The following is a 13,019-nucleotide window of genomic DNA, read 5'->3' as shown; positions in this document are numbered from 1 at the left end:
TGTGGCCAGAATCCTGATCGTCGACGACGAGCCTGCGATCGTTGAGTTGATTTCCGTGACCTTGCGGCGTGAGGGCTTCGACATCAGCATTGCACGCGATGCCGAAGAGGCCTCAAGCAGCGTGGATGCCGCGCTTCCTGACTTGGTTTTGCTAGATTGGATGCTCCCGAATGGCACCGGCATTGGCTTGACGCGCGCCTGGAGAAATGAGCGCCGAACGCGCGAGATGCCCATCATCATCATCAGTGCGCGTGCTGAAGAAGCCGATCGAGTCAAAGGCTTGGATGTGGGCGCCGACGATTACTTGACCAAGCCATTCTCCCTAGCAGAACTGCGCGCGCGCATCCGCTCGGTGCTTCGAGGACGGTCGCCCGATTTACTGGATTCGGAGGTGACTGTTGGAAAGTTAACCCTCAATGCGTCAACGCGTCGCGTGCACTGCGGTGACACTGAGGTCACGATGGGGCCTACGGAGTTCAGACTATTGCAGTTCTTTATGCGCAACCCGGAACGGGTGCACAGCCGTCAGGCCTTGCTAGATCGCTGCTGGGGCGATCATGTCTACATCGAAGAGCGCACCGTCGACGTGCACGTCAAGAGGCTACGCACGTCATTGGAGCTGGTTGATTGCCACACCCTGATCCAGACTGTACGTGGAGCCGGCTACCGATTCAGCGCGCAGAGCCCGTGACGACCAAGCGTCTTCGTTACTCACATCGCAACTGCGCGGAGTCCAACGAACAAGACTCGCCAGCGCAGCAGTTGGCGGATAAATAGGCAAGCAATTCGTTCATCGTCGAGTACTCAGCTCGGTAGATCAAATTCCGATGCTCTCGCACATGCGAGACCAAGCCAGAATTCAGGAGTTCTTTCAGATGAAAGGACAGGCTCGATGCAGGCATGGACAGTCTGTCTGCCAGCATGGATGGCGTCATACCGGCTTGGCCGGATTCGACCAATGCGCGGAACACCTGAAGACGGATACCCTGCGCGAGGGCGGTCAATGAGCGGACCACCTCTTTTTCTTTCATCATGCGATCACATTGAGCATTGTTTGCAGGTGAATTGGGCAGGGTTGATGTGTCAATTTCATGACAGATGGTCTGCGAAGACTCCATATCAGGTCACAAGGAAGAACGAATGGTCAAAACTCGTTCGCAATCATTGCTCCGTCGTATTAAATCGTCTGCAAAACCGGCATGATACGTTGCGTCTTCGCGCTTCAACTGCTAAGGCTTTGGCAAAGAGGTGCCTAGCCTACTCACACGTCCAAATCCTAAGTGAGGTTGGTCTATCGAGATACTAAGCTTACCTTCATTGGATTTTCCGACGCTCCAACTCGGCGCAATGTGATTTCCCATTGCCCCTCGCCCCCATACAGCTCGCTTTTCAATTGCGGCGATCTTTGCCGCCTCCAGCGCGTTTGCAAGGACAAACTGGAGCCTTGCGACTTGAATCCAGCCAGCCACCCATACTTGTGCTTCTGTAATCGCCTCCGGCGGCGGGCGAGGAGTTGAGAGAAATGGATAGGTCCGTTGATCTCTGCTGTCTTCATAGTGACGGGAAATAAACCATTCACGCATACTGGAAGTGCCGGTGCATGCCTGCCACCACAGCAAGAATCCCCAGGCAAGGCGAGCCTTTTCCGACCTCGAAATGTTATGAACAACATATTCAGCATCGCTGTACATCGCAAATCGAGTAATCCACTGTCGCATCAGTTTGAACTCGTTCCGCAAAAGGTGGCGTTTGATGCTTTTGAAAATGGCTGAGGCGTCACGATGGCGCAACGGCCCTGGTTCGCTCAAAGGCACAAGTTCTTTTGCGACACCGCATTCGTGATACCAGCTCTTCCATTCGTTCAATATTTGGGGTTTGCGGAACCACTCGGGTGTCAAGCCTAGGTTGAGGGTCCGTTGCCAATCAGTCAACTGCCTCGTGAAACGCGCAGGCACAGCCGATAGCGGATCTGGAATACGAAACCAGACTTTTTGGCCTGCGCAACAAAGCCAGTCTGCGATGTCCTTCATGACGCCGTCTCTTATCTCGCTAGGCAAAACTTCCGATGCGCCCGCTTCATCCAGAAAGCTCGCGCCGCATACACATCGGCCAGGGCTTTTAAACGATATTCCAAACTCCCCATGCGCTACATAATGAGAGCACGGCAGTCGGTCCTCAAGTTCAATTCCATGAATTGGGCAATGATCCAGCTCGGAAACGGAAAATAGGACCGAGTGATAGCGGTCCAGCCAACAGGCTGGGCACCAACGCAGGCGGTCGCCGAAGAGTTCCCATACGCCACGAGGGAACTGGCCTACGCGGGAGAACGCGAAATGCGGCAGCGGCTCGCGAAGCACGCGGGAAAACCTCAGCGGCCAGAAGCCGCGACGTTTGAACGAGACCATCTCTGGTTCTAGCGTCAGCCTGGCAAATGATGGCTTTGCGAGCAGAACCCCGAAATCGTCGGTAAACCGGCCCGACGTGGGCTTGTTCAGAACGATGAACCTTTGCACAGTCGACCAGAGCGAGGCATATGGCTGAACGGTGCCTGGAACCCATGTCACGTGGCGCGCGCGCAGCTTTGCCGGCAGCGGCGTCGTCTCACCATTGCGAATCATGTCCCCTCCTGCTTTCGTTTGCGGCGAACGCCGGCCGACACAAGCCGCATGTGATCGGAGAACTGCGTCCGCCCGAGCGCTTGCAGCCACGCCTCCGTAGATGTGGCAGTTTCCCAGTCCTCTCCCGCGGCAAGTCGAAGCAACTGGGTTTCGACAGACCACGCCACATGCTGCATCGGAATCGCAATGTCGCCGGCATAGTCGGCGGGCAACAGGGCCTCCAGGACCCGCCAGAAGGTCTCGGCGGTATGGTGCAGGCGTTCGCCGCGCTCGTACCAAGCGGGCGCGTAGTGCGCCAGATAGGATGTGCCGCTGCCGGCCGGCCACTCGGATGCCGAGTCATAGCCCAGCAGCACGAACTCAAGTTCGTCCTTGTCGGACAGCCCAGGGAACGGCCAATGCGCCACCATGAACCGCGCGGCGACGTGCGCGTAGGAGGCCCGTCCGAGCAAGTCGTACTGGTAGTCCATCTGGTGCGACCCGACCGAGAAGACGCTCATTCGGTAGCCACGCCAGTCCAGCATGTTCTGCAGGCTCATCAGCCATTTCCACTCCCGCAACGTCATCTCATGTGCCTCGTCGATCACGAGAATCACGAAGTTGGTCTTGCTCTCCAGCGCCGCGGCGATGAGGTAGTCACGAAAGAGCGAGAGGCGGTCGGCTGCGTTGCGCCGCTCGTCCACATAGCGGTGTCCAGTGGCTTCCAGCCAGCTTTTCCAGAAGCGGCTTTCGCTCACGTGACTTTCCGATGGTCGGACCCAGATGCGCAGCGGCACGTCGATGCCGAAGCGCTCGTTCAAGATCGACCGCAGATGCCACTTCACTCCGCGCGATTTGCCGAAACGCGAGGGACCGTAGATGTAGCCACCCGGCTGTTGCTGGTCGATCCAGTCGCCCAGAACATTCGCCATCTCGGCAACAGGAGGGGTGTAGACGGCGTAGTCCTGCCGGTTCACCGGATGCCGAGGATCGACGTGGGGCGGCAGATTCGTCCGCATCTCGGTGGCCTCAACCGTTCTTTGCCATGCGAAGCGGCGGCAGCCGCTTGGCCGTCACAGTCACAGGAACCTGGGGCTTCAGCGTCTTTGCACGGTCCATGACCTCAACCACGAGAGGCGGTTCCACGTCCTGTCCAGAAGCGCAAGCAGCCGCGGCCTCCGTGCTCGCGGCTTGCTCTACACAGGTCAGTTTGTTTCGGGCGAGTTGTAGATCTTCATCGTGATGTTCCGCTCCACGCGCCTGTTCCGCCAGGACGCGCTGCACGGCGAGATAGGTCGGATGGACTGGCAGTTTTCGCTTCGGCAGGGCCTCGACATAGTCCATGAAGGAGACGATGGCATCCCCACCATTGGCAATGACGAACCGTCGCTCTTGGACAAGGCGTGCAATCGCCGTGCGGATCTGCAGGCTGTGGGGCAAACGATGCCATGGTGGAGACGCACGCAGAATCCCGATGGGGTCGCCCTCGCTTGTCGAAGCCATGACCACACGCGCATCGTCCTCGATTTGGTTCACGATTTGGATTGACTTGCCCACCAGGTCATGCCGCCGATTGAGCTCGTCACCGGTATACCGCGCGTGATGAAAGTTGACGAAAGGCTGGCGGCCCTCTTTGAATCCACCCTGGACACGGCAAAGCTTGCGAAAGCTGAGCAGCGCTGCCACAGAAGCAGTGTCCTGTGGGCGCCGACGCAAAAGTGAGCCACTGGCTCAAATTTCGGTCGGCGCCAACAGCAGTGTCCGCCCTGCGCTGCGGCACCAGGCCCCTGGCATGCAGAAAGTCCAGCATCTGGAGCGGGGAGCGGTATCCCAAGCTTGAATGCGGCGTGGCGTTGTAGTTCGCGATGAGCGATGCGAGCAGCTCTTCCAGATACGGTAGCTGGAACTCAGAAGCCACTGCGATAGCGTCCGGATCGCGGCCGCCCTTGTCATCCGGCTTGCTGCCCGTGCTGTTGGACAAGCGGTTCAGCGCGCGAGTGGTCAGCGTTCGAAAGAATGTTTCGACAAACGGTCTGTCGTCCAAGCTGCGACGCACGCTGAATCCGTTCTTCGGGTGGACCAGTCTGCCGCCCACAGCGGCCTGGTGTTTGGTCTCTACTGTCATACAGGTTTCGGCCAACGCGCCGTCGACGCTCAGTTCCTCCCAACACAGCCCGGCGTAGGCTTCATGGTGCCCTGATGGAAGGTTGGCCGCATCAAGGTAGGCGTGATCGCCGAACGACAGTTCCGGCCGGTGCCAGGTGGTCAGAGCGCATTTCAAGGTCCGCAGCACATCGACGGCGCTGACCTCTTTGCCCAGGCTGAGCAGGAAGCCAAGCACAGCACGGGTGGCAACTTCAATCACAACGATGACCCAGAGGCGATGGATGATCCTGGGCACCCATCCGCCATCGACGTCCGGAATGAGCACGCAGAATCGGCCGTTGAGCTTGTGCGCGTCCATCTCCACACGCTGGAACGGTCGCTCGATCGGACGTTCCACGCCATCGCCTGCGCGCAGCTTGCGCAGCGCGTCAGGGCCGCCTGCCAGCCGGGCTGAGGTCCTGGGGTTGCTGGCGAAAATCCCGTCTGCCCACTTGGTCAGCGCGTGGTAACCCTGACTGAAGACGCTGAACGGCCACTCGTTACGGGCTTCTTTGAGGAACCATGCATGCAGAGCGCGCCGCGGCCGCTTTGATTCCCCCAACTGGCCCTCCGGGTACGCGTGGAGCACCTGGCGTTCGAGACGAACAGCAAAATCAGGATAAGTGAGCAGCATCGCCGCCATGGCCCCGGCTGCCCCTCTTCCGGACTCATTGGGCTTCACTGGTGACTGCCGGGTGTAGGCGGACAGTCGAGCGGCTTTTTTCAGACCTCGCCAGCCTTGAATGCGTCCATCCGAATGGATCGCCATGCATCGCTCGCGGACAAGTCGATTGACTTGACGTAGGCCGAGGTCACAGGTGGCGCGGATCACGGCAGCCGACTCGCCAGCGAAGTACAACTCGACGCTTTTGCGGCGCCGCGTGTACTCCGCCAAGTCCCGCTGACTCAGCGCGCCGATGTCGAGGTCAGGCCACGCGGCCAGATCGAAACCTGGACGATCGGTGATCCCGCGAAGGTGTCTGCCCGGGATGTTGGGCTTGTTCGCCACTGCACATCTCCTCGAAAGCCGCCAGCCACATGCAGCGTCGAGTCGGGAACAACTTGTTGATCCGCGTCAGGAGCGGACCGAATTTCTGAAACGCCGCAGTTCATAAATACTGAACCGGTCGTCTCGGGATGTCAATCAAATCAAGGGGTTGAGAGAAGTTGCCTGGGAACAGTTTCTTGGACTTACACGACTTTCTTGGTTGTTCAAGAAACCGGCTCCATTTTTCGACTTCCTCGGTCGTCGGTAGTTGACGCTCCCTTGCATTCGTAGACGGTTGGTTTGGTGAATTGATATTGAAGGCCTGGGCTTGCCTTGAAGAAGAAGTTGTAGTCTATCTCGGACTGGAATGGCTGCGGAGCTACCAATACGGTGCTTTGGCCGCTGCCAACAAATAGGAACTTCGAATTTCCTACAAGTTCTACTGGAATTAGACCTTCCAAGCACAATGCGCGATCATTGAAATCGTATTTGTTAGCCAGCAAATAAGCCTTAAACGGTAGGACGTCCTCACGGAAGCCCTTGAACAGGACTGCCGCATACACCGAGCCTACAATAGTTGTGGAAATAACAAAAGCAATCGAGGCGAACTGTATTTCTCCGACGGACTTTTCCCGCCTCAGGACGCGCCGGACGTAGCTTGCAAGTCCAATCGCATGGACAGCAGCGACCAGTCCAAGTGCAAATAGCGCGGGCCAAGCGGATTTCAAGACGAGGGCGCTAACAAGAAATGCACGCGCGATTGGCATGTTGCTCGCATCAATACCGGTGATCGAATTGAGAGCGGTGTTTGCATTTGACGTCGCGACGGCGACCATAAAAGCAAAGAAAAATCCAATCACTATTCGACACGAGGTAGAGCTTAGGACCGCTTTTGTGAGAGGTAGCTCTTCAGTTGACAGCAAAACTGCCAAAATTCCCGCTAGCAGCCCTATGGAAAATAATTCGATCTGATTTCTGTGCAGCCAATCCCAGTCAGGTCGGTTGTACCCTAGGGACCAAAGAAGAATAAGGCAAATTGCTGTTAATGCAACAATTGCCGTTCGACGTACAGTATTCGTCTCCTCCGGAGACGAGGCAACATGATACTTGAGGGAGCTCAAGTCATGCTTGACCGCACGCAACAAGTCCTTCATCGTCATCGGCACAGAAGTTCTATCTGCGCTTGAGCTGAACTCTCGCAAGGCCGCCTTCAGGAGTTCATTATGGTCACTGTTTTTCATTCTTAGGGCTCGATCGAGAAATCTGAGTATTAAAGTCTAATGGTTTAATGCTGATCAAAATCCGATGCACCAGATTACTCTTCCGCCTTGTAACCAGCCGCACGATCTACAGCCAGCCGTCGCGTGTCGCCAGGTGTGAGCGAGGTGCTAGGAGACCAAGGCCGTACGTCGTAACAGTCCATCGTAATTTCACTTGTAGCGCGGCGGGCAACTCTATTTGTTGCATGCATCTGCTTGGTAGTTCATGGCACTCGAGCAGACCTCCCCGCTCTCGGTAAGCACAATCAGGTCGCGCCGTAGCAGCACAGCAGGCAATGCATCGCCGACCGTCTCCGCCAGGCGGCGCCGCGGAAACACTGATCTCCTGGAGGCCCGCCCCCCACGCGCGAGCGGAACATCCATACGCCCGTAGTGAGGCACACCAAGGACGCAGGCTGTCGGCGTAGCTTACAGTTACAGGTTGTACAGCCATGCATGTCGTTGTTTTGTCACGATTGATCTTGGCGGCGCAATTCTTGCTTGATAGTCCAAGGATTCACTTTTTCGCATCGCTAGACACCTCCGATGCGGCGGAGTGTTGCGCCAAACTGGACGATCTGCCTCGTGGCTCATGGGGCGCATACGTACCTTGCTATAGGGTCCATCGTTTAGGTTTGGCGGAAATGATGTTTTGACTGGAAGGTTTATCCGGTCGAAGAATAATATTGGGGTGTCTGTGTCCGTTCCCTCTGCTGTTTTAGCTCAAGCCGCTGCCAACGAGACAGTTCGCCCTCAAGCGCGTGGCACGTTTAATAGTCTTTCTGCAACTGAGTGGGTGTTTGCAGTCGTGGGCCCAGTGGGCTCGGGAACTACGTTTGTAGCGAATGCATTGGCCAGCCTCGCAGGTCAGTATGCGAAATTCAAAGACGCTGAGATATTCAAGATCAAGGCAAGCGAGCAGATTAAAGCAGCGCTATCAACAGATCAGATCGCGCGACTCGGCTCTATGAAGCGGCTGGAGATGTCTCGGACATTTCAAGATGCTGGTGACGAACTGAGGAAAGCGGACCGCTCCTCCGTTGCGATGAGGCTTATGCTTGAGATCAAGCGGCTTAGAGAACAAGCGATTGCCAAGAAGCAAACAGAGACTGCTGGTGTGGTTTCGCTGCCGCAAGTTGAAGTAAAACCCCCCATTCGGATTTACATCGTCGACTCTCTGAAGAATCCCGCCGAAGTGGAGTTGTTGCGCGGCGTATATCGGGAGTCGTTCTGCTTGATCGGCGTCGTTTGTGAAGCGCAGAAGCGCCAGGAGCGGCTCCAGCATGGGAAATGCAGTGATTCCTCGGAGAAGGAAATCCTTGCATTCATGAAGCGAGACGAGGATGACGGCGAGAAGTACGGGCAGAAGGTTGCCGACACGTTTCAGATGGCCGATTTCTTTGTTGACAATACCCCAGATAGATTTCTTGATAAGAATAAGACGCAGGCGAATAAGGATTGGGTCGTCAACGACAAAATCAGTAGACTCTTTGAAATCCTGACGGGTGAACGGTTGATCCGGCCGGAGCCCAGTGAAACGGGAATGTTTTTCGCAAAGGGGGCGCAGCTGAGAAGCGCATGCCTTTCAAGACAGGTTGGGGCTGCACTAACAGATTCGCATGGAAATATTATCGCTACTGGCACTAATGAAGTTCCGATGCCAAGCGGAGGGGTTTACGGGAACTCACCTCACGACGAGCACTCTCACGCCAACGAAGACCATAGATGCTTTGTTCATCGCGGATTTTGTAGCAATACCAGAGTTCAGACGGAAATAATAAACGAGGTTATTGATGCCATTCCGCAGCTTGAGGGTATTGGTGAGGATGTCAGGCAAGCGATTGCAAAGAGTATCAAGAAAACACCAGTTGGAAGACTAATCGAGTTCAGCCGTGCGGTGCACGCTGAGATGGATGCATTGCTCTCAGCGGCACGTGTAGGAGCGTCAACGGTTGGCTCGCGGTTGTATGTGACGACGTTTCCCTGCCACTATTGCGCCAGACACATTGTCACAGCTGGTGTGGACGAAGTCCAGTATATTGAGCCTTATCCCAAAAGTAGGGCTTTTGAGCTGCACGACGATGCATTGCAGCCATCGGCGATTGATTGGCGTTCTCCGAGTAAGTTTAAGAAGTTGATTGAGATTGGCGTTAGTGATGGTGAACAGAAGGGGCGTAAATCACCCCCCAAGGTATTGTTGCGCGCATTTACTGGTGTCGCGCCTCGCATGTATCGCAGAGCATTCATGAAGGATGTTGATCTGAAGGATAGCTCTGGGAATATGGCTATCGGCGAGCCGGAATGGGCTCGTGGTTTGTTGCATTTGAGTTATTTGGATGTGGAGCGGCATCTGGAGAAAGCTCATGTCTGACAATATCATCCCCTTTCCTCGCGGAAGAAGTGCCGACGCGCATTCGTTGATAGATTCTGCTGTGAGTGACTTCCGGAAATCAAGTTCTGAAGTTTCTGCTCGGCAGCTATCATTTAATTTCGGCGAAATTCATGAGCTTCTTCTTCTGAATCCTACGGCGTTTTCTCGCGAACTTTCCCTTGGCGATGCTCTCGACGCGCTCGGCTCTAGTAACTTGGTCGATATGCGCGTATCTCCGCGCTTTGATTTTTTCGCGTCAAATAGGACGGCTGCATTTAGCTATCTCTCAGCGAGGGAAATTGGCTATGTGGACGTGTTTGGGCGTGCCGGCCTAGATTCGTACGCCGAGGATAGCGAGAGCTTGCAGCTGCTTTGGCTTGCATTTATGCGCGTTCTTGATTCAATTCCGGTGGCGGCATCACCTATTTTTGTTCTCTTCGATGACTTAAATATAATTCGGCATTTTCAATCGGTTTTCTTGAATATTGCCGACCTGAAGATTATTGACGAGGACTTTTTGCGTCAAGCAGTCGATTCCAACAAAAAGTTGAGAATGTAGTTGCGCACGGCGGAGAATATCTAAGATAACGGACAGGAATCGAAGGTATTCGCGAACAGTCTTGCGGACATTGGGAGCGGGTGCTAGTTCGGGAGCCTTAGAAGCGATGTAGCCTGGCTGTCCAGTGGCACACTATAGGGTTGCCGGAAAGTTGGACGCCTGGGTGGCCTGCTTACTCAACACAGCACTCGCTATGTCGGTCGGCCGAAGGGCCTGCGGCTGATTCCAGGATGAGCGCCGCGCAATGGAGGAGGACAGAACTTGACCGACCTGTGTCAAAGCGAGCCATGAAGGTGCGCCGGCTGTTGGGCGACTCTGTCCTGATGGTTTGCAGTTATGCAAGGCCCCTTTTGAGGCAAGGCGTCTCCGGCCTCGACACCGCTGCAGCTCGATTTCTCGGGCCTAGTCCAAGCAACGGTAACCGGTGGATCCTCAGAGCTGCGCGGCATCAGCGCGACGTTTGCGCGCTTCCTTATGCATAGTCACGGGCGTCGTACCGAGCACGCGGTCGACCATCGCTGCGAGAAAGCGACCTGGATTCAGCTCGTCGGGCGTGGCGTCCAACCGGATATTCACTTTGGGCAGCCTGGCGATCGTCTTCTCCTGGTCGCCATCGGTGTCAGGTACGACGTCATTCTGCGGTTCAACGCCGGGCTCCTCCGGGATCTTCTCTTCCCGCTCTTCGCCATCTTCGACGACGCCGCCACCGGAATACTCCATCAAGATGAGCCCAGTGGCATGGTAGGCGTCGTCTTCCTGGCCAAGCTTGGTCAGCAGGTCGAACAGCCACTCAGCTGTGCTTGGCTCCTCGGTAAGAGCGTTCGCGCTGAGCCCGAAAACGAAGCCGAGGGCGGCTTGCGGGTGCCGGAGGCGCAGATTCTTCGCGTCACCATAGGACTCCTCGACGCGGTTCGGCGCATTCTTGCCGAACGACGAGTCCATGCGCTTGGTCGAGATCAGAAGCTCAGGGCCAGTCGACCAGTCGGTGATGATGACGTCGACCTGCTTGAGGTAGTTCTTCCCCAGGATCTTGGCGCTTGCCGATGTGACGCCCGTGATGGCGCCTTCTTTGCTGATCAGATCTCTGATCGACGCGGCCTCTTTCCTGGGCAGTGCATCGAGCAGCTTGGCCACTGCCGCAGGAAGAATTCTTGGGTGCTGCGGCCGCGGCCAAGTTTGGTCTGTACCGAAGCCGGCACGCCGCAATTCGTAGCTGAGCCATACATCGAGCGCAAGGGCCGGAACGCCAGATTGCGTGTTCGCCTTCAGCCAAAGGGGCACGCCGAGAAGCAAACACAGCGTCTCGTAGTCTGGCTTGTACTGGCGCTTGCCGTCGATGCCTTTCGCCCAGGGTGTGGTGTGCTCCCCGCCTGGAGCTGCGCGCTCAACGATGCGATCAAAAAGGGCCCACGCCTTCGCCTTGGCGGTTCTCTCAGTTGCCACCGTTCGACCTGGCCTCTCTTCTGTTCGCCAGCAGCGCGCGAGCTGCCCGCATTCGTTTGATCTGCTCTAGGGTCAGGGTACGCCCCTCCATGAGCAAAGCACGATCCACAATTTCCACCGCACCCATCAGATCGCCGTCATGCAGCGACTGCGCAACTCGTGGGCTCGCGGAACGAAGTGCACTGGCGCGGGCTCGCACAAGTGCGGCCGAAGGGACGGCCCAAAGATCCGCCTCCTTCGGCTCAAGTTTCAAAATGCCGCCACCATAGGCTCGCCCTACCATTTCCGCGTGCATGAGCGTCACGGAGTTCAGGCTCGCAAGCGAGAGCAACTCTCGGCCGATGTCACGGACGTCGTATTTGAAGTAGACGCCGTGCACTGAATTGAGATGGTAAGCATCGGCCTCGTTAGCGACCAGCCGCGGCGTGTCCGCATTCATACACGTCAGCAGCATGTCCGCAGGACGCACGAGCGGGACGCGATACCAGGTCTTGCGCACTCGGCACTTGTAGGCCGTGTCCACGCCGGTTCGATGACCGTCCTGGATGTAGGCCTCGGCTTCCTTCGATGGCTTGGTCCTCGGATAGAAAAGCAGGCTTGATCGCCCATCCTTGCCTAGATCGGCAAGGAGCTGCGATGTGAGCGCGAGGCCGCGCAGGTGCGAGCTGCCTGGTGGCGAAAGCGGCAGCAGCTCCGAGGCCTTGAGGCCGAGCTCCTTGGCGCGCGCTGGCGAGACCGCGAAGTACTTGTTGTTGCCAGTGACGATTCCGAGCGTCGTGTCACCCCAGGATTCCAACGGCACAAACTCGCCGCGCTGCTTGAGCGCGGCCAGCGTGTCGAGAGCTCCTCCGTCCACGAGGCTGCCCGTCCACTTGCCAGCGGGATCTGCGGGCGTCCACGCCAAGCCTTCCTCCAAAGTAGGAAGACTGTCGGCATTCCTCGTTTGCCGGATGACGGCGTGCCCGGCCGGGCCTTCGTCGAAGCCGTCCGCAAGCAACAGGACGACATCCGCCTCGGCCTCCGGGAAGACCTGCTGTGCGAAGAGAACCAACTGCACCTGGCGGAAGCGCTTGAAGAGGAACTGGCGCACCGGTGCCGCGTAGTTGACGGACAGCAGTTCCGCCGGCAATACGAGGCCCAAGCGTCCGCCGCGCTTCAAGAACAGCGCAGAGTGCACCGTAAACGCAGCCCAGCTCGACGCGAGCCCCGTCAGGGCTACGCCGCCTCGCAGGGCTGCCTGGCGCGACTTGGCTCGGGCATCGCCTGAGAAGCTTTGATAGCGGATGTACGGTGGGTTGCCAATGACCGCGTCGTACACGGGCTCGGGGGCCAAGTCGAAGAAGTCCCTCTGACGCACCCGCGCCTTACCACCGGCTTCACGAACACGCTGGCGGGCGACAGTCGCGCTGTGCGCGTGAATTTCAACTCCGTCGACTTCTGGTTCGGCCCCTTGGGCGCGTAGCAACTTCGCCAGGCGTGCGACCGCCGCAACCAGGAATGCAGCGTCGCCGGCAGAGGGCTCCAACACGCGGTCGGAACCAGATCTGATCGCCCACTTGGCAACGAACTCCGTGATCCCGTCCGGCGTGAAGAATGCCCCGCGCTCCTTGCGCAGTTTTGGCGTGTCTTCGGGATGAATCAAGCTTGGTAAAACCAC

At 57.1% G+C, this 13,019-nt stretch carries 11 protein-coding genes; 3 read left to right on the top strand and 8 right to left on the bottom strand.

What is annotated here, in order from left to right:
* Position 1 precedes the first annotated feature (1 nt).
* Entirely contained in the window at positions 2-691 is a 690-nt protein-coding gene (gene phoB / locus ACSQ4M_RS36365; protein ID WP_436194375.1) for a phosphate regulon transcriptional regulator PhoB, read from the top strand.
* Between the two features lie 16 nt (positions 692-707).
* Here phoB and ACSQ4M_RS36360 read toward each other — a convergent pair whose 3' ends face one another.
* From ACSQ4M_RS36360 to ACSQ4M_RS36335, 6 genes are all read right to left on the bottom strand, one after another.
* The gene (locus tag ACSQ4M_RS36360; protein ID WP_436194374.1) at positions 708-1,118 is read right to left on the bottom strand and encodes an ArsR/SmtB family transcription factor; all 411 of its coding nucleotides are present in this window, start codon (positions 1,116-1,118) and stop codon (positions 708-710) included.
* Between the two features lie 111 nt (positions 1,119-1,229).
* Positions 1,230-2,618: a hypothetical protein gene (locus ACSQ4M_RS36355; protein ID WP_436194373.1), complete on the bottom strand. Its 1,389-nt coding sequence runs from the start codon at positions 2,616-2,618 to the stop codon at positions 1,230-1,232.
* The gene (locus ACSQ4M_RS36350; RefSeq protein ID WP_436194372.1) at positions 2,615-3,616 is read right to left on the bottom strand and encodes an ATP-binding protein; all 1,002 of its coding nucleotides are present in this window, start codon (positions 3,614-3,616) and stop codon (positions 2,615-2,617) included. Before ACSQ4M_RS36350 ends, ACSQ4M_RS36355 begins: the two co-directional genes overlap by 4 nt.
* Positions 3,617-3,626: 10 nt before the next feature.
* Positions 3,627-4,283: a hypothetical protein gene (locus ACSQ4M_RS36345; protein WP_436194371.1), complete on the bottom strand. Its 657-nt coding sequence runs from the start codon at positions 4,281-4,283 to the stop codon at positions 3,627-3,629.
* A complete protein-coding gene (locus ACSQ4M_RS36340; RefSeq protein WP_436194370.1) occupies positions 4,180-5,751 on the bottom strand; it encodes a hypothetical protein in 1,572 nt (523 codons plus the stop codon). Before ACSQ4M_RS36340 ends, ACSQ4M_RS36345 begins: the two co-directional genes overlap by 104 nt.
* Before the next feature lie 203 nt (positions 5,752-5,954).
* Positions 5,955-6,971: a hypothetical protein gene (locus ACSQ4M_RS36335; protein ID WP_436194369.1), complete on the bottom strand. Its 1,017-nt coding sequence runs from the start codon at positions 6,969-6,971 to the stop codon at positions 5,955-5,957.
* Between the two features lie 715 nt (positions 6,972-7,686).
* Here ACSQ4M_RS36335 and ACSQ4M_RS36330 point away from each other — a divergent pair.
* Positions 7,687-9,360, top strand: coding sequence for an anti-phage dCTP deaminase (locus ACSQ4M_RS36330; RefSeq protein WP_436194368.1), 1,674 nt, complete (start codon positions 7,687-7,689; stop codon positions 9,358-9,360).
* Positions 9,353-9,919, top strand: coding sequence for a hypothetical protein (locus ACSQ4M_RS36325; RefSeq protein WP_436194367.1), 567 nt, complete (start codon positions 9,353-9,355; stop codon positions 9,917-9,919). Before ACSQ4M_RS36330 ends, ACSQ4M_RS36325 begins: the two co-directional genes overlap by 8 nt.
* Positions 9,920-10,351: 432 nt before the next feature.
* Here ACSQ4M_RS36325 and ACSQ4M_RS36320 read toward each other — a convergent pair whose 3' ends face one another.
* Both ACSQ4M_RS36320 and ACSQ4M_RS36315 read right to left on the bottom strand, forming a co-directional pair.
* A complete protein-coding gene (locus ACSQ4M_RS36320) occupies positions 10,352-11,362 on the bottom strand; it encodes a hypothetical protein (protein ID WP_436194366.1) in 1,011 nt (336 codons plus the stop codon).
* Entirely contained in the window at positions 11,352-13,019 is a 1,668-nt protein-coding gene (locus ACSQ4M_RS36315; RefSeq protein WP_436194365.1) for an Eco57I restriction-modification methylase domain-containing protein, read from the bottom strand. Before ACSQ4M_RS36315 ends, ACSQ4M_RS36320 begins: the two co-directional genes overlap by 11 nt.

The organism is Pseudorhodoferax sp. LjRoot39, from assembly GCF_964253035.1.
Classification (GTDB): Bacteria; Pseudomonadota; Gammaproteobacteria; order Burkholderiales; family Burkholderiaceae_C; genus Pseudorhodoferax.
Note: the sequence above shows the minus strand (reverse complement) of the source record. Positions and strands in the feature narration are given on the sequence as shown.

What these genes read in the sequence shown, in the direction of transcription:
- ACSQ4M_RS36355 (WP_436194373.1), bottom strand. Translation starts at nt 2,618, where the DNA reads ATGATTCGCAATGGTGAGACGACGCCGCTGCCGGCAAAGCTGCGCGCG.
- ACSQ4M_RS36325 (WP_436194367.1), top strand. Translation starts at nt 9,353, where the DNA reads ATGTCTGACAATATCATCCCCTTTCCTCGCGGAAGAAGTGCCGACGCG.
- ACSQ4M_RS36335 (WP_436194369.1), bottom strand. Translation starts at nt 6,971, where the DNA reads ATGAAAAACAGTGACCATAATGAACTCCTGAAGGCGGCCTTGCGAGAG.
- ACSQ4M_RS36360 (WP_436194374.1), bottom strand. Translation starts at nt 1,118, where the DNA reads ATGGAGTCTTCGCAGACCATCTGTCATGAAATTGACACATCAACCCTG.
- ACSQ4M_RS36350 (WP_436194372.1), bottom strand. Translation starts at nt 3,616, where the DNA reads ATGCGGACGAATCTGCCGCCCCACGTCGATCCTCGGCATCCGGTGAAC.